We start from the raw sequence: 15987 nt of genomic DNA, 5'->3' as shown, positions 1-15987 counted from the left end.
ATGAAAGAAAGGGTGAACAGGATGAGACAGGCAATCCCATGGCGTGACCGATCGTTTCGTGAACGGTTCGAACGATGGATTGAGGCAAACGTGCCGAATGCGAGGTGGCACGTGATCAAAGATACCGATTTGACGTACTTGCTTGTTGGCGCGCTCGATGAGGAACGTTACTACGCCAAAGCGGTGACCGATATCAGCCGCGGCGAGGCCGGATTGTCGGCGTTTCTGGCCGAGCGGCATCCTGATTTCGTGCCTGACGTCATCGCCATCGATTCAGCCCGGAACTGGTTGCTCATGCGAGACATCGGCGGAGAGGCGCTACGTGAACGACCTGACGTGAGTCGATACGAAGCGGCGTTGCGTCAATACGCACAGCTGCAGCGACAGGAGATCGACCAGATCGAGACCTACTTGTCTTACGGCATCCCGGACCGCCGACCGGCCAAGTTGAAGGGCGAAATTCGCACGTATTTACCTGAGCTCTGCGCCGGGCTCGAGCAATACAAAGCCGAGGCTATGCTCGCGCTTCAAGATGAATTGATCGCGATGTGCGATGAGCTGGCGATTGGGATGCCGATGAGTCTCGAGCACGGTGATTTGCACGGCGGCAACATCTTCTGGCGGGAACGGACGAATGATTTGTGTATCCTCGACTGGGGCGACGCGACCGTCACGCATCCGTTTTTCAGCGTGCGCGTGTTTTGGAACGCGCTGTACGACTTATTGCCGGAAGAAGACGAGGTCGCCTGGTATGAACAGATTCAAACGATGCGTACGGTTTACTTGGAAGCGTGGAGCGGCGTCGCACCCGAAGACGTGCTTTGGCGTCACTTGTTGATCGCCGAAGAGCTCGGTTGCGTCTATCGGGCACTGTCGTGGCATGTGTATGTGACGAGGTACCGGTACGATGTAGCTGAGTCGAGCGATAAGCCGGCGCAATGGCTCAATTTGCTACTCGAGTACCGGGACTTGAAACGACGTGTCCGATAAGTCATTCATACTTCTCAAGTAAGTTTTCATAATCCGTCTCGCTCCAAAACAGCGGAGCAATCGACTCCGGCCCTTTGAAGATCTCACCGCCCCGGTCATAGACGATGGCATAGCCACCCTCGACCTCAAAGACGATCAAATCGGCCTTCACTTCCTTGACCCCGTTCCCCGCGATGATGACGTTCTCGAGCGGGTCACGCGCGACTTGCACGCCCCATTCGTCGAGCTCGACGATGAGTGCGGACGTATAAGCGTGACGGTTATAGAGCGCCTGAAACTCGTCTTCGGTCAAAACGACGTCCGTTGGTGGGGCACTCGTCCCATATTTTCGTTTCTCGATTTCTTCGACGAATTGGAGGAACGACGCCTCTTGCCAAAACAGCGGCGCGACCGACTCGGGGCCGTTGGCGATGTCTCCGTTCGCGCTCTCATAGACGGTGGCGTACGTGCCGTCGTCAAGTTTGAACGGATGAATGTCGGCGTATGTATGATGGATGCCGTCGCCGGCGATGACGACGTGCTCGAACGTCTCGCGGAACGGGGTGAGTCCATCGTTCTCGAGTGCCTTCAAGAGCGGCGGGACTTTTTTATATTGGTCGAAGACGTCTTTAAAATCTTCTCGCGTCCAAGCGGTGATGTCTTCGGGCGACGGCTCATTTGTATCGGCTGGGACGATGGGTTGCTCAACGGAATCGGTGCACCCGGTCAATAAAAACACACTGAATCCGAGTAGGCCTAGGCGTTTCATCAATCAAACCTCCTAAGAAAGTTACATTTTTTTCCTGTTCTCAATGAGCGTAGCATGTTTGCCAGTCATTGAGAACCCGGGTACTTTCTCGCTCAGGGTTGCCGCTTCAAGTAACGGTCGAGTGCCTCGTGAAATCGTTGTTGCTGCTCGAACGGGATGTCACGATCGGATGCGGGACCATAACGAATCAGATGATAGAGCGAGGCGTCGATATCTGTCAGCTCGATGCGTTCGAACCAGTCGACGACCGTCTCATTCGTCCGAAGTTTTAACTCAGGGGCGAGCGACGCGTTGAACGTGATCAGCCAATCCCTCAGTTCGATATTCGTGAGCATCGGGAACGTCCGTGCCTCAATCGATGTGTCCGCGTTGAGAGACAGTGGCGCCAAGGCGTTCTGTCTACTAGAGAACGTGAATCCTTTTCCCCGTCGACGACGCAGCCATCTACGCACGCCATAGACGGTCAACCCGATGGCGGCAAGGAAGGCGAACAATGTGCCGAGTCCGCCTGGGGCATCACCATTCCCGCTACCAAATTTGAATTTGAGCATCTTTTCCTTCGGGCGAGGGTCTCCCTCAAATTTGGGCCCTGTCGTTTTCCCCATATCGATGCCGCCTGTTTGCCGCTTATCCTCTTCTTCTCTGTTCACTTCCGTCACGTTAATTGGAGCAGGTGTATTAATCGTTTGGAACCAACTGAACGCCTCCTTGCTGACAAAGACGAACGTCACAACGAGACAAGCTGTCACAACAAGATACCCTATAAATCGAGATGACCACTTCATCCTTTCCCTCCTTATCGGAATGTTCAGACTATTTATTGTCTATATTACCATAAACAGGTAAACTTCGAATAAGACATCTACCAACGGAGGGGAACGAAATGGGAATCGAAGCGGTCATCAAACAGTTGAATGAAGTGTATTTGGGGAAAGGTGAAGTCGTCCGGCTCTGCTGCACGGCGCTTCTCGCCGAAGGGCACATCTTGCTCGAGGACGTACCTGGAACGGGGAAGACATTGCTCGCAAAAGCGATTGCCGGCAGTTTGGACGGGTCATTCTCGCGCATCCAATTTACGGCCGATTTGCTCCCGTCCGACGTCATCGGGACCGACTACTTCAATATGCAGACGCAAGGCTTTGACCATCGGCAAGGTCCGATTTTCGCGAACATTGTCTTGATTGATGAAATCAACCGGTCTGTCCCACGCACCCAGTCGGCGCTGCTCGAAGCGATGGAGGAACGACAAGTCTCAATCGGCGGGAAGACGTATCCGATGCCGAAACCGTTCTTTGTCATCGCGACGCAAAACCCGATTGAATCGGCCGGGACGTTCCCGCTCCCAGACGCGCAACTCGACCGGTTCCTCATCTCGATTCCGGTCGGCTATCCGGACGCCGTCGAAGAGCGAGAACTGTTGTTGCAAGTGTTGACCGAGACCCGCAAACACATCGAGGCCGTGACGTCACTCGCCTCGCTGCAAGAAGCGCAGGCCGAGACGAGACAAGTCGCGATTCAGGACGATGTCCTCGACTATATGCTCGGTCTCGTCCATGCGACCCGGGCGCACGCGTCCGTCGAGGTCGGAGTCAGCCCACGCGGCGCGATCGCGTTGCTCCGCGCTTGTCAAAGCTATGCCTATTTGGCCGGCCGACTGTACGTCATCCCGGAAGACGTCAAAGCCGTGGCGCCGTATGTGCTTGCCCATCGGATCAGCTTGACGCTCGAAGGCGGCATCAAGTCGACGAAAGCGAATGTCATCGCACACATTTTAGACACCGTGCCCGTGCCGGTCGAGGGCTGACGGATGATCCTGTCCACGCACGCTTGGTTGCAGCGCCGGCTCCTCCCTATATATCTCGTGAGCGGAGCCATGCTCGTGTTCTTCCCGTACGTCTATGGGTTGGGCTATCTATGTTTCATTGTAGCGAGTGCGATTTGGATGCTCGAGCGGACGCGGCAACAACTTGAGCGACACATCGATCTCCGGTTCACGCAATACGAAGAATTGCTGTTTGTCGGAGATGAGAGTCGAATCGTGTTGGTGGTCGATGGGGTGGATGAGTTGGACCGGCTCGGACTGCCGCTGCGGGTTCGTTTGAAGTCGAGCTCAGGGATCAGCTTTCCGGCGCATGAGCGCCTTCCGAACGTGCTCGACTATGAGGTCGATGTCGGTCGAGCCCGGCACGAATTGGTCGTGCGCGCCGAGTATCGCGGTCCAGCCATGTTCGAGGAATGCGTCATCGCCGTCACGCTCCCGTTTCGCCTTGGGACGTATTTGTATGAACGACCGGTCGATACAGAGTGGACCGTGCTTCCATCGCTCCTGTTACATCCACCGGTCGGGACGAAACGGCTAGCGCTCGGGGACCGGCCGCTTTTGGCGTCACCGCTTCGAAATCCGTTGCAACTGATCGGGTCGAAACCGTATGAAGGGGAACCGGTGAAGGAAATCGATTGGTATGCGACCGCCAAACTCGGACGACTGCAGTCAAAAGTATTTCAACAGACGACGCTCGATACGTTCACGTTTGCCTTGGATTTGACCGGTCCGTCCGGTTATACGCTCCATCACGACTTCGAATCGCTCATCAGTCAAACCGCCTTCGTCACATCGCGCCTGTTAAAAGAGGACTGCAAAATCGAGTTGTTTTTAAATCGATTCGATGAGGATGGGACGATGCTCCATGTCCCGCTTCAGGAAGGCGAGCGCGGCATTCGATTCATCTTGCTGCAGTTAGCGACGATTCACCCAGGCAATCGCTTCATCTCGACAGACGCCTTTACGCGGATGGTCGAGCGAAAACGATTGAAGCAAAGCCACCTCGTCTGGTTCAATCAACACAATCTGTACGATTGAACAGGGAAATGTCGGATTTTAGCGAACTCTTTACGTATGAATTGGGTCAAAAGGAGAGAGACATATGCCAAAACGGAAATTTGCCAATCGTCGAGACTGGGAACGGATTTTGCAACATCGCTACGCGCAAATGGAGGTACATGATGACCGTTTCTCTGGGACCGTTGCCTTGTTTCAAATCGATGCGGTCCGCGCACCTCAATATAAGATGCACAAGGGAGAAGAGTTCATCGTCGCCGATGCCGGTTACAGCTGGCTCCAATATTTCCCGGACGACGAGCCGTTCGGTGTGACCGTCATGTTTAATGATGAAGGGCACATCGTTCAATGGTACATCGATATCGTCGAAGCAATCGGATACGAGGACGGAATCCCGTATATGGACGACTTGTTGCTCGACATCCTCATCTTCCCGAACGGGGACGTTGTCCGCAAAGACGAGGACGAGTTCGAGGAAGCGACGGAGGCCGGAGAACTGACGCCGGAGCTCGTCGAGCAGGGCTGGCGTGACTTCCATGCGACGCTCGACCGGATTGAACGTCGGGACTTCGTCTATTTCGACTTGGCGAACGAGCATTACACCGAGTTGAAGCAAAAACTTTGAACGGCCTGTTCCCTTTGGTACAGTGAAAGAAAAAACAGGGGGACGAATCATGAAAATCATCAATACCGAGACGTGGTCGCGCAAGAAGCACTACGAATTCTTCAAGGCGTTTGACGCTCCGCATTTCAATGTGACGGCGAGCGTTGATGTGACGAAGTTACATACGCATGCCAAACGGACCGGCCAGTCGTTCTTTAAACTGTTCTTGTACGGTGCCGTCAAGACGGCGAACGCCATCCCGGAGCTTCGCTACCGCATTCGCGGCGACGAGGTCATCGAGCACGACGTCGTGCATCCCTCGTTTACCGTCATGATGGACGATGACGTCTTCAACTTTTGCACGGCGACCTATAAAGACGCGTTCCCGGACTTCATGGAAGAAGTGACGGCCCGGATGAGCGGGGCGAAACGGGAAGTCGTCGTCGGCGACGATGAGCCGGACAGTCTGCTTTACATCACGAGCGTGCCTTGGGTCACGTTCACGAGCATCAGCCACCCGACACACGACCAACAGCATGATACGGTGCCGCGCATCGCCTGGGGCAAATTCACGGAGACCGGTGATCGGATGACGATGCCGCTCTCGGTCCAAGCCCACCATGCCCTCGTCGATGGCGTCCATGTTGGGCGCTATTACGAATTGTTGCAAGCGTGGCTTGATGACTTGAGTGACTTGGAAGTCCAAACCCCAGAAGAGAAGGGGCTCGACGAAGCGATTCGTCTCCGCGAGAACGGAGAGCTCGAACGGGCGAAGCAGCTGTTCCTGATGTTGCTCCGGCAAGACGAGAAGAATCCGCGCCTCCATGCCCATTGCGCCTCGTGTTATGACTCGCTCGGCGAAGAGCGTCAAGCCGTCCCGCATTATGAACGGGCGATTCGGCTCGGGCTCACTGGAGACGAGCTCCGTGAGACGTATATCGGACTCGGTAGCACGTACCGGGCGCTCGGCCGCTATGAGGACGCTGAGGCGTTGTTCGCCAAGGCGATTGAACAGTTCCCAGACATCGGGGCGCTCAAAGTATTTCAAGCGATGACCCATTATAATCTCGGACGCCACAGTGAGGCGACCGGTACGTTGCTCGAGCTGCTCGCGAGCCCGGAGCCAGATGACAGCATCAAACGGTATCGTCGCGCCATCGCGTTCTATGCGCGCAATCTTGACGAGACGTATGACTAAGGAGAACCGAATGATCACACTGCAACCAATCACAGACCAAAACTGGTATACGTGCTGTCAGCTCACATTGACTGACGCACAACAAACGTATATGGAACCGAACGCGATTTCTTTGCTACAAGCGGTGTACGAACCGACGCTCGAGGCCCGCGCCATTTATGAGGACGAGACGATGGTCGGTTTCCTCATGTACAACACCGCACTTGAGGAGTTGGACGCGCGCTGGGTGTATCGCATCATGGTCGATCACACGCACCAAGGGAAAGGCATTGGCCGTCAGGCGACCGAACTCATGCTCGATGAAATGGGGCAGTTCGGCACCGAACCAATCGTTGTCGGCTATCATCCGGACAATACGGGTGCGCATCGATTATACGAAAGCTTGGGCTTCGTCGATGAAGGCGATCGCTTCGGGCGGGAGATGGCGGTCATTCGCCGCGCGTGAAAAGACGAAGCAACTCGTCTTTTTTTTTGAAACAAAATGATTGACCCATCAAATTTGTCATGTTATATTTATCTCGAATTAAAGATAATTAAATTTAAAGTATTGTTTTCTCTCAGCAGAGGAGGGGAACACATGGAAGAACGGCAAACGTTAAAAGCAATCACGGTATTGCTTCGGGCCTCGCAATCGATTCAAGACGTGGTCAAGCATGAAGTCGCCGAGTACGGGCTGAATCCGACCGAGTTCTCGGTCCTTGAATTGCTGTACCATAAAGGTGATCAACCGATTCAGACGATCGGCAAAAAAGTATTGCTGACGAGTGGGAGCATGACGTACATCGTCGACCGGCTCGAAACGAAAGGCTACTTGATTCGCAAAGCCTGTCCGAGCGACCGGCGCGTCACGTATGCGGCGTTGACGGAAGACGGTCAGACACTCATGGCGCGCATCTTTCCAGCCCATGAACAACGGATGGACGAGCTGTTCGACGGACTTGATTTAACAGACACGATTACTCAATTGAAGACGGTCGGCAAACGCGCCGAAGCGGCAAAAAAATTTAATTAATTATCTCGAAATCAAGATTTTGAAGGAGCGATTCGAATGAACCATGTAAAAGGCATTCACCACGTGACGGCGATTACGAGCAGCGCCGAGAAGAACTATGACTTCTTTACGAACGTCCTCGGAATGCGTCTCGTCAAAAAGACGGTCAACCAAGACGACATTCAGACGTACCACTTATTTTTTGCCGATGATAAAGGCAGCGCTGGAACGGATATGACGTTCTTCGATTTCCCTGGCATCCCAAAAGGCGTACATGGGACGAATGAAATCGCCAAGACGTCGTTCCGTGTCCCGACCGATGAGGCGCTCACGTATTGGGAACGTCGCTTCAACCGCCTCGGCGTGAAGCATGAAGGGATTCAAGAGCAGTTCGGCAAGAAGACGCTCGCGTTCGTCGACTTTGACGAACAGGCGTATCAACTCATCTCGGATGAGTTCAACGTCGGCGTCGCGTCAGGCGAACCGTGGCAAAACGGCCCGGTGCCGCTCGAGTACGCTATCACGGGCCTCGGTCCAATCTTTATCCGCATCGCGGATTTTACGTATTTCAAACAAGTGATGGAGCAAGTCATGTTGTTCGAAGAAATCGGACAAGAAGGCGACGCGCATCTCTTTGAAGGAGGTGAGGGTGGAAACGGGGCGCAAGTCGTCGTCATTCATGACGAGACGTCACCAGTCGCGCGCCAAGGGTTCGGAACCGTGCATCACGTCGCTTTCCGTGTCGATGACCGCAGTGTCCTCGATGAATGGACGGCACGATTGCAACAGTTCGGGTTACCGACATCAGGCTATGTCGACCGCTTCTTCTTCGAATCGTCTTACGCACGGGTCGCGCCGCAAATCCTGTTCGAATGGGCAACGGACGGACCAGGGTTCATGGGCGATGAACCGTATGAGACGGTCGGTGAGAAATTGTCACTCCCGCCGTTCTTAGAACCGAAGCGGGAACAGATTGAAGCGATGGTTCGACCGATTGATACGGTCAGAAGTACAAAAACGTTTGAGAAAGAATATGAGGGCATGAAATGAGCTTTTTAAATCGTTTGTTCGGTAAACAAGAAGAACCAACCAACTCACAAGGAGGAACTAACATGTTGAAAATTGGAATCGTACTCGGATCTACTCGTGAAGGACGCGTCAGCCCGCAAGTCGGAGAATGGGTGAAAGAAATCGCGAACAAACGCGGTGACGCTAACTATGAAATCATCGATATCGCAGACTACAGCCTCCCGCTTCTCGGCGAGCCAGGCGGCGACGCAACAGGTGCCGCGGCATGGTCTGAGAAAATCGCGGAGATGGACGGCTTCGTCTTCATCGTCCAAGAATACAACCACTCGATCACAGGTGCGCTCAAAAACGCCCTCGACTACTTACGCAACGAATGGCATAACAAAGCAGCCGGTATCGTCTCATATGGTTCGGTCGGCGGCGCACGTGCGACAGAACACTTACGCGGCGTGTTGAGCGAGCTCTTGATCGCTCACGTCCGTGTCCACCCAGCGCTCTCGCTCTTCACAGACTTCGAGAACGGGACACATTTCGCACCGAAAGACGTTCAAGTCCAATCGGTCAACGATATGCTCGACCAGCTCGTCCCATGGACAGAAGCGATGCAGACGGTCCGTTCGAAAGCGGCAGAAGCTGCGAATAACTGATGACTCGACCAGCCTTTTCACGAGGCTGGTTTTTTTGTGCGCTTTTTTTATGGGTCGTGTAAAGTTGGAGTGGAAGAAGGGGGGAACGTGCATGTGGGCTCGGAAAATTGTCGCGGCGTCGCTCACGGCTCCGATTTATGCACTCTTGTTGGCGTGTTGGGTCGTCATCCTGCAACATCCGGACAGCGGTAGGGTGAGCGATACGGTGAACGGGCTTCTGGTGCTGACGGCCACCTATTTGTCAGTCAGTTTCCCGGTCATCGTCACGTACGGGGTGTTGACATCAGTGTTCAGCGACTGGGTGGCACGCCGAATGTCGATGCGGTTCGAGCCGTTCGTCTCGTTTGGCTTACATATCGGGTTCGGACTTGTTTTGCTCTGGCTTGGTGCAGGAGCGGCAGTTTTATATTGGATGATTGACCGCTACTTGTCGCATAAAGACTGTCGATTCGAAACGAGACAGGCTTGGTCGAGTCTCATCATCCCAGTCGGTGTCGTAGTGGCGGCTTTTGGCATCGTCTATTTGGGCGGTGTGATGCAAGACGTGATGCATCGTTTATAAGGGTGAAAGTTGGCAGGATAGGGAACAAAGAAAAGACATATTTGCAGAGTTGAAGGAGGAATCGTGATGAAATGGATGATTTATGGGGCGAACGGCTATACAGGCGAACTGATTGCCCGTCAAGCGGTGAAACAAGGGATGACACCGGTGCTCGCGGGTCGGCGTGCGGACGCGATCGCCAAGCTCGGGGAGGAGCTCGGGTGCGAGACGCGCGTCTTCAACTTGTCGCTTGATAAGGCGACACGCCAATTGGAAGACATCGACCTCGTGTTACACTGTGCCGGACCGTTCGCCGATACGAGTCGGCCGATGGTCGAGGCGTGTCTCGCCACGAAGACACATTACTTGGATATTACCGGGGAAATCGAGGTGTTCGAATACATCCACTCGAAGAAACGGGCTAAGCTCGCGCAAGAGGCCGGCGTGTTACTCTGTTCGGGTGTCGGCTTCGACGTCATCCCGACCGACTGTGTGGCCCGCAAGTTGAAAGAGCTGATGCCGGACGCGACGAATCTAGCCCTCGGCTTCTCGGCGGCCGCCGGTATCTCACGCGGGACGCTGAAAACAGCGATCCGTGGACTCGGGTCGAGCAGTGCCGAACGAAAAGATGGCGAATTGACACCATTCCCGCTGGGCGAGAAACGTCGTCACATCGATTTCGGACGCGGCAAGAAAACGGCCATCGCCATTCCATGGGGAGATGTCTCGACCGCCTATTATACGACGGGCATCCCGAACATCACGACGTGGGTCCCGGTCCCGACGGCTTACGCTTACTGGGCGCGTCTCTTATCTTGGTTCGGTCCGATTCTCGGCAGCGACGCGGTGCAAGGGAAACTGCTCCGTTATGTCGATGAGCACGTGAGCGGACCGGACGAGTCAGAACGGGAACGCTCCTCGACGTATGTCTGGGGCGAGGCGACGGACGCCTCAGGACGTAAAGTGATCGTTCGCATCAAGACGGCGAGCACGTATGCCTTCACCGTGTACGGCGCACTTGAGGTCGTGAAGCGTCTTGTCGGATCGGGCCGTGTCATCCCAGGTAGCTTTACACCGGCGATGCTGTTCGGGTCGCACTTCATCGAAGAAATCGAAGGATCATCGTCATTTGTCGTCGATGAGGTCCGGCTGTAACGGAATCACAATCTGTTCGCAATCGAAGTGTGGTAAACTCAGGGGAGATTAGTAGGGAGGGAATGAGATGAGACGCTTAGAACTAGCCAGGCGGATCGAACGCATCAAAGCGGAAGGGACGTCTGCCTATATTCGGCATCGTAAACAGACCCCTCCCTATGAAGGTTCGGAATTGATTGTTGAAAACAAGGGCCACGTCTTCCGGATGGGCAATACGAGTTTCGCGGTCGGCTTCGGGTTGAATCGACCGACCAGTTTTTACGATTTGCACCAGATGGAGAAGTGGGTGCGCGGGAAGAACGTGTCCCGCCTACATATCGAGGTCTGTCCACTCGCGGACATGTCGCTCCTTCGGTTGTTGCAAGAACGAAACTATACGCTCGACCACTTCCTCGACGTCTGGTTGCTCGACGTGAATGCGTTCGTGTTCCCATCAGATGAACCGGACGCGGTCGAACGGGTGAACGCCGATAACGTAAACGAATGGGCCCGGGCCATCGCGGCTGGCTTTGCCGAGACGGGAACGATTTTACAAGAGACGATTGATACAGCGAAAGGTTTCTACGCGCTCCCCGAAAACCAAGCATTTCTCGTTCGCGAAGGTGAGACGGCTGTCGCCGGTGGTATTCTTGCCATCCAGGATGGGATGGGCGAACTGTTTTTGACGAGCACAATCCCAGCTTACCGAAACAAAGGTTACCAGACACAGCTCATCTTGGAGCGGATCGCTGCCGCGAAAGCTGCGGGTTGTCAGTACGTGACCGTCACAACGAAAGTCGATACGGCCTCGGGCCGCAATATGGAGCGTTTAGGTTTTATCCCGTTCTATCAGAAAGCGGTCATGAAAAGCCCAATCCTCAAATAAACAGGTCGCCCCGCGGGGCGACCTGTTGTCGTTAAAGCAAAGATTCGGCGCCGTCGACGTACACCTCGGAACCGGTGACGTGGCTCGACATGTTGCTCGCGAAGAACAACACGACGTCCGCGACTTGTTTGGCCGTGCCTGACTTGCCGGCGAGCGGCTGATTCCCTTCCGGGTATTCAATCGGGATGACGACTTCCTCAAGCAAGGCGTCGTCTCGGTTCGTCGAGTCATCGATGTTCGTATCGATGGCCCCGGGACAAATCGAGTTGACGCGAATGCCGAACTGGGCGAGCTCGGCTGCAGCCATTTTGGCGAATCCGGTCTGTCCGGCTTTTGTCGTCGCATAGCCGCTGAAACCGAAGTTTTTGAAATAACGGTTCCCGTTGATGGATGACGTGATGATGATGCTGCCGCCTCGTTCCTTTAAGTAAGGGATGGCATGTTTCACCGTCAAGAACGTGCCTGTCAAGTTCGTCTCGACAACACCGTTCCAATCCTCGAGCGACAAATGCTCGATCGGTGTGATTGTCCCGTTACGACCCGCGTTCGCGAAGACAATATCGACACGGCCGAAACGTTCGACTGTTTGTTCGTACGCCCGTTTCATCTCGTTTTCGTTCCCAACGTCGGCACTGATGCCGATGGCCCGTTCTTCTCCGATCAGGCTCGCGAGTTGCTGGGCATCTTCCAATTTTAAGTCGATGATGGCGACTTTCGCCCCCGCCTGGACGAACCGGATGACGGCGGCGCGTCCGATTCCGGATGCTGCGCCTGTGATGAACGCGACTTTCCCCGATAACAATGTATTTGAAATCATTCAATTCGCTCCTTTCAGCTTCCTGTTCTCATATTCCACCGTTCTATGAAAACTATGCTCGTTTTCTGAAAAAAAGCCGTGTCGCTTAATCCGGTGTTACATGGATTGACACGGCAATCTTGAGTTTTGCGTCCCGGTCGAGCTCCACCGTGACGACTTGACCAACTCGGAGTTCTTGCACGTCGTCCGCACTCCCGGTTACTTCGGTCTGATCATTGATTAAAATCGTCTGCAACTTCATCTCACTGCCTGAGACGTCACTCGGACCAATCATCAATTGCGGGATATCGATTTGCTCAATCCGTCCCTCGATTTGATGGTCGTCCCATGTGCTAATCCAATACACTGCCACTAAACAAAGACCGATAAACGCGAGGGCAAAGATGAGTCGTGTCCTCATGATGTTCCTCCTCTGCGGTATTCCGGTACGATGGTTTCCATTAGTTATTTACCCGATTACAGGAATTGTATAGGGTTCTTTTGACAGGAATTTGAATCGGTGATGCGGAATAAAACAAGACAATTTGATGAGTGGAGGCGCTGACGATGATTTCAGTCGGGCTGGTTAGTTTGATCATTTCAGGATTGGTGGCGTTCGGATGGTGGACAATCGGTTTTCCGCGGCGACGCATATGGGGCGGAATGATGATGTTAGGTGTCGCGTTCACCTGCTCGCCCTTCCTCCTTGTCTTGAGCGGAGAACGGTTTGGATTCAATGGCATCATCGCGGGATTGGTCGGATTATTTTGTATCGTTGCGGGCGGATTCTTCTTTCTTGTGCTCGGTTGGATTGGTCGCCCGCAGAAAATTCGAAAGGTACGGACACTCTCGGAAGACCCTGATTTGTTTTAAGATAGGTTGTCAGCCGACTCTTGGAACCCGTACAGTGAATGAAACGAACGTGAGGGAGCGATGATGTTGGGTACAAGTAAACAACCGCCGGCGTTACGGGCGGGGGACACGATTGGAATCATCACTCCCTCGTTTCCGGCACCGGTCCGTTTTCCGGAACGGTATGCGCGAGGAATTGAACAGCTAAAGCGGATGGGATTTCTCGTTCGAGAAGGACGGTGCACGCACCGTTCAGAAGGATACCGCTCGGCCTCGATCCAAGAACGGGCCGAGGAGTTCAATGAGCTGCTGCGTGATGATGACGTGAAAGCGATCATCAGCACGATTGGGGGGACGAACTCGAACTCACTCTTACCGTATATCGATTACGAGGCGTTGCGACAACATCCGAAAATCATCATGGGGTATAGCGATGTCACAGCACTCCTCCTCGCCTGCTATACGGAGACGGGCGTGACGACGTTCTACGGTCCAGCCATCGTCCCGTCGTTCGGGGAATACGAGACGATGTTTGCGGACGGGGAGCGCTACGTGCGAGAGGTACTCTGTTTGGAGCGGACGGCGCCTTACACACTCGACGTTCCCCGAGAGTGGATCGAGGAGATGGTCGATTGGTCGACGCAGGACCGGGAGAAAAATTTCCGCCCGAATGATGGCTGGCTCACTCTCCGAGAAGGTCAGGCTCGTGGCAAGTTGATTGGTGGGAACATGAACACGATGACCGGATTCTTGAAATCGGACTATTTCCCAGACTTGGACGGGGTCATCCTGTTTTTAGAAGACTCGTTCAAGACGATGGCAGACGAGGAACGTTCCCTCAGTATGCTCAAACTGGCCGGAGTGTTCAATCAAATCAATGGACTCATCATCGGGAAACATGAACATTTCGATGCGACGTCAGGGACAATCACTTTTTTAGAGGATGGAGTGACGCGATAATGGAATTCATCACGGTCGTAGACCACCGGCGGAAGAAAGTTGGGTTGAAGTCACGCGCCGATGTACACCGGGACGGGGACTGGCATGAAACGTTCCATTGTTGGATGACGGCCCACGACCGTCTCTTCCTGCAACTTCGAAGCGAACGGAAGGCAGATTTTCCCGGATTGTTCGATATCACGGCAGCCGGGCATTTGGCGGCCGGAGAGACCGTTCGGGACGGGGTGCGGGAGATTCATGAAGAGCTCGGGCTCGACCTGACGTTCGATCAACTGACTCCGCTCGGCGTCTTCGAAGACGTGATCGAGACAGGGACATTTTTGGATCGAGAATTCGCCCATACATATGTCTACGCGTACGCGGAAGAACCGTTTACATTAGATGAGACGGAAGTGGGCGATGTCGTCACGGTCGATTTTGCGGCGTTCCGGTCGCTTTTGGCCGGGAAGCATGCGGAGGTTGAGTCGATCTCGGCAATCTCAGGGGAGACACGGACCGTGACGAAGCAAGATCTCGTGCCCCATCCCGCAAGTTATTGGGAGCAAGTTTTGACAGGCCTTGAAGAGTTGACTTCAAGCAATCGAGGCGGGTCTCATGATTGATTTTATTTGGCAACTGCTGAACGTATTGCTCGTGCTCGGTTTAGGTAGTCTTTTGGTTTGGTGTTTTCGCAAGTGAAGAGGGGGGAATGACGAGATGAACGTTGAACGTACAGATACACCGCTCCAGATTGAGACCGGACGGTTATACTTGCGGGCACCTCGCGCCGGAGAAGATGCCCGTATCGTCAACGAGGCGATTCGGGAGTCGCATGATGAACTGAAGCGCTGGCTTCCGTTCGCGCAAGAAGTGCCGACGTTATCCGAGACGGAAGAAAACTTGAAGCGGGCACAGGAACTCTATGTAACAGGTGAGAGTTTTCGGTACCTCATCTTTTTACGGGAGACGGGGACGTTCGTCGGGACGGTCAGCCTGTTTGAGATTGACTGGGACGTACGGAAGGCTGCAGTCGGCTATTGGCTTCACACGGAACACACCGGCCACGGTTATATGAGCGAGGCGGTCGAGGCGATCGTCCGTTTCGGATTCGCCCACTTCAGCTTCCAGCGGATTGAAATCCAATGCGAGTCGACCAATGAAGGAAGTCGAATGATTCCGGAACGGCTCGGCTTTCAGTTGGAAGGCACGCTCCGAAACGAGGACTTGTCCGCTGACGGAAAGCGCTTGACGGACACAGCCGTCTACAGCATCTTACCCGGCGAACTTATACCTGCAGCGACATGATGCGTTGGGGTCCGACCGGTCCGTCGATCAAGCGGCCGGTGTCGACGAAGCCGACAGTTTGATAGAGCGAGAAGGCCGGCTCATTTTTGAGATTGACTGACAGGACGACCTCGTGTTTATCGGTGAAGTGCTCCCGGACATAACTCGGCAAGAGACGGAGCGCCGCTTTGGCATGGCCGTTTCCTTGAGCCGGATGATTGATGGAAAACATCGAGAGCAATAACGCATCTCGCGCCTCCGTGTAAGAGGCGACCCGTTCCGTGTCGTGGAGCAGAAAGAAGCCAACGGGCTCATCGGTCGTGATGACGACAGGGTACACCCCGTCTGGCAACTGCGAATCGAGATCTGTTGGGAGCGTCGTATATTTCTCTTGGTCGAGCGGTAGGGAAAATGTCTCCAAGACAGGCCAATGGGCGTCACGGAGTGGTTCGAGTTTGATTGACATCCGGATTCCTCCTCGGTGTAAGTTGACTCTTCTAGTATACTGA

General features: G+C 54.2%; 21 protein-coding genes. 16 read left to right on the top strand and 5 right to left on the bottom strand.

Annotated features, from left to right (window positions below; all coding sequences use genetic code 11):
- The first annotated feature begins 21 nt into the window (after positions 1 to 21).
- Complete coding sequence (locus tag KNP79_RS10490; protein WP_215192315.1) at positions 22 to 990, top strand: aminoglycoside phosphotransferase family protein; 969 nt, start codon at positions 22 to 24, stop codon at positions 988 to 990.
- 1 nt (position 991) lies between these two features.
- On the opposite strand, the gene KNP79_RS10485 is transcribed toward KNP79_RS10490, so the two are convergent.
- Together KNP79_RS10485 and KNP79_RS10480 are read right to left on the bottom strand one after the other, a co-directional pair.
- The gene (locus tag KNP79_RS10485) at positions 992 to 1738 is read right to left on the bottom strand and encodes a hypothetical protein (RefSeq protein ID WP_215192313.1); all 747 of its coding nucleotides are present in this window, start codon (positions 1736 to 1738) and stop codon (positions 992 to 994) included.
- Positions 1739 to 1830: 92 nt separating this feature from the next.
- Positions 1831 to 2523: a hypothetical protein gene (locus KNP79_RS10480; RefSeq protein WP_215192311.1), complete on the bottom strand. Its 693-nt coding sequence runs from the start codon at positions 2521 to 2523 to the stop codon at positions 1831 to 1833.
- Positions 2524 to 2621: 98 nt separating this feature from the next.
- Between KNP79_RS10480 and KNP79_RS10475 the strand changes: the two genes are divergently transcribed.
- The 11 genes from KNP79_RS10475 (at position 2622) to KNP79_RS10425 (ending at position 11607) form a co-directional block, all read left to right on the top strand.
- Complete coding sequence (locus tag KNP79_RS10475) at positions 2622 to 3542, top strand: AAA family ATPase (RefSeq protein ID WP_215192310.1); 921 nt, start codon at positions 2622 to 2624, stop codon at positions 3540 to 3542.
- A 3-nt stretch (positions 3543 to 3545) separates the two neighbouring features.
- Positions 3546 to 4598, top strand: coding sequence for a DUF58 domain-containing protein (locus KNP79_RS10470; RefSeq protein ID WP_215192308.1), 1053 nt, complete (start codon positions 3546 to 3548; stop codon positions 4596 to 4598).
- Between the two features lie 64 nt (positions 4599 to 4662).
- Entirely contained in the window at positions 4663 to 5202 is a 540-nt protein-coding gene (locus KNP79_RS10465) for a ribonuclease FAU-1 family protein (protein ID WP_029594462.1), read from the top strand.
- Positions 5203 to 5251: 49 nt separating this feature from the next.
- A complete protein-coding gene (locus tag KNP79_RS10460) occupies positions 5252 to 6379 on the top strand; it encodes a tetratricopeptide repeat protein (RefSeq protein ID WP_215192306.1) in 1128 nt (375 codons plus the stop codon).
- Between the two features lie 10 nt (positions 6380 to 6389).
- Complete coding sequence (locus KNP79_RS10455) at positions 6390 to 6824, top strand: GNAT family N-acetyltransferase (RefSeq protein ID WP_215192304.1); 435 nt, start codon at positions 6390 to 6392, stop codon at positions 6822 to 6824.
- A gap of 132 nt (positions 6825 to 6956) precedes the next feature.
- A complete protein-coding gene (locus KNP79_RS10450) occupies positions 6957 to 7391 on the top strand; it encodes a MarR family winged helix-turn-helix transcriptional regulator (RefSeq protein WP_251132944.1) in 435 nt (144 codons plus the stop codon).
- A gap of 36 nt (positions 7392 to 7427) precedes the next feature.
- A complete protein-coding gene (locus tag KNP79_RS10445; protein ID WP_215192300.1) occupies positions 7428 to 8420 on the top strand; it encodes a ring-cleaving dioxygenase in 993 nt (330 codons plus the stop codon).
- Positions 8417 to 9046 (top strand): NADPH-dependent FMN reductase, encoded by a 630-nt coding sequence (locus tag KNP79_RS10440; RefSeq protein ID WP_029594468.1) that lies wholly within the window; start codon positions 8417 to 8419, stop codon positions 9044 to 9046. Before KNP79_RS10445 ends, KNP79_RS10440 begins: the two co-directional genes overlap by 4 nt.
- A gap of 91 nt (positions 9047 to 9137) precedes the next feature.
- Entirely contained in the window at positions 9138 to 9608 is a 471-nt protein-coding gene (locus KNP79_RS10435) for a hypothetical protein (RefSeq protein ID WP_215192298.1), read from the top strand.
- Between the two features lie 66 nt (positions 9609 to 9674).
- Positions 9675 to 10742: a saccharopine dehydrogenase family protein gene (locus KNP79_RS10430; RefSeq protein WP_215192296.1), complete on the top strand. Its 1068-nt coding sequence runs from the start codon at positions 9675 to 9677 to the stop codon at positions 10740 to 10742.
- 67 nt (positions 10743 to 10809) lie between these two features.
- On the top strand, positions 10810 to 11607 hold the full coding sequence (locus KNP79_RS10425; RefSeq protein ID WP_138858599.1) for a GNAT family N-acetyltransferase: 798 nt from the start codon (positions 10810 to 10812) through the stop codon (positions 11605 to 11607).
- A gap of 31 nt (positions 11608 to 11638) precedes the next feature.
- Here KNP79_RS10425 and KNP79_RS10420 read toward each other — a convergent pair whose 3' ends face one another.
- Positions 11639 to 12424, bottom strand: coding sequence for an SDR family oxidoreductase (locus KNP79_RS10420; RefSeq protein WP_034779695.1), 786 nt, complete (start codon positions 12422 to 12424; stop codon positions 11639 to 11641).
- An 85-nt stretch (positions 12425 to 12509) separates the two neighbouring features.
- A complete protein-coding gene (locus KNP79_RS10415; RefSeq protein WP_215192294.1) occupies positions 12510 to 12824 on the bottom strand; it encodes a hypothetical protein in 315 nt (104 codons plus the stop codon).
- A 146-nt stretch (positions 12825 to 12970) separates the two neighbouring features.
- Between KNP79_RS10415 and KNP79_RS10410 the strand changes: the two genes are divergently transcribed.
- The 4 genes from KNP79_RS10410 (at position 12971) to KNP79_RS10395 (ending at position 15499) form a co-directional block, all read left to right on the top strand.
- Positions 12971 to 13276, top strand: coding sequence for a hypothetical protein (locus KNP79_RS10410; RefSeq protein WP_215192292.1), 306 nt, complete (start codon positions 12971 to 12973; stop codon positions 13274 to 13276).
- Between the two features lie 66 nt (positions 13277 to 13342).
- Positions 13343 to 14215 (top strand): S66 family peptidase, encoded by an 873-nt coding sequence (locus tag KNP79_RS10405; RefSeq protein ID WP_251132943.1) that lies wholly within the window; start codon positions 13343 to 13345, stop codon positions 14213 to 14215.
- Entirely contained in the window at positions 14215 to 14817 is a 603-nt protein-coding gene (locus tag KNP79_RS10400; protein WP_215192288.1) for an NUDIX hydrolase, read from the top strand. The genes KNP79_RS10405 and KNP79_RS10400 overlap by 1 nt, the downstream gene beginning before the upstream one ends.
- 94 nt (positions 14818 to 14911) lie before the next feature.
- The gene (locus KNP79_RS10395) at positions 14912 to 15499 is read left to right on the top strand and encodes a GNAT family N-acetyltransferase (RefSeq protein WP_034779682.1); all 588 of its coding nucleotides are present in this window, start codon (positions 14912 to 14914) and stop codon (positions 15497 to 15499) included.
- Here KNP79_RS10395 and KNP79_RS10390 read toward each other — a convergent pair.
- Positions 15480 to 15944, bottom strand: coding sequence for a GNAT family N-acetyltransferase (locus KNP79_RS10390; RefSeq protein ID WP_034779680.1), 465 nt, complete (start codon positions 15942 to 15944; stop codon positions 15480 to 15482). The two genes, KNP79_RS10395 and KNP79_RS10390, sit on opposite strands and share 20 nt — an antisense overlap.
- Positions 15945 to 15987: the final 43 nt, after the last annotated feature.

Source organism: Exiguobacterium sp. s7 (assembly GCF_018618195.1).
Taxonomy (GTDB): Bacteria; Bacillota; Bacilli; order Exiguobacteriales; family Exiguobacteriaceae; genus Exiguobacterium; species Exiguobacterium mexicanum_A.
This window is presented reverse-complemented; position numbering and strand designations above follow the sequence as displayed.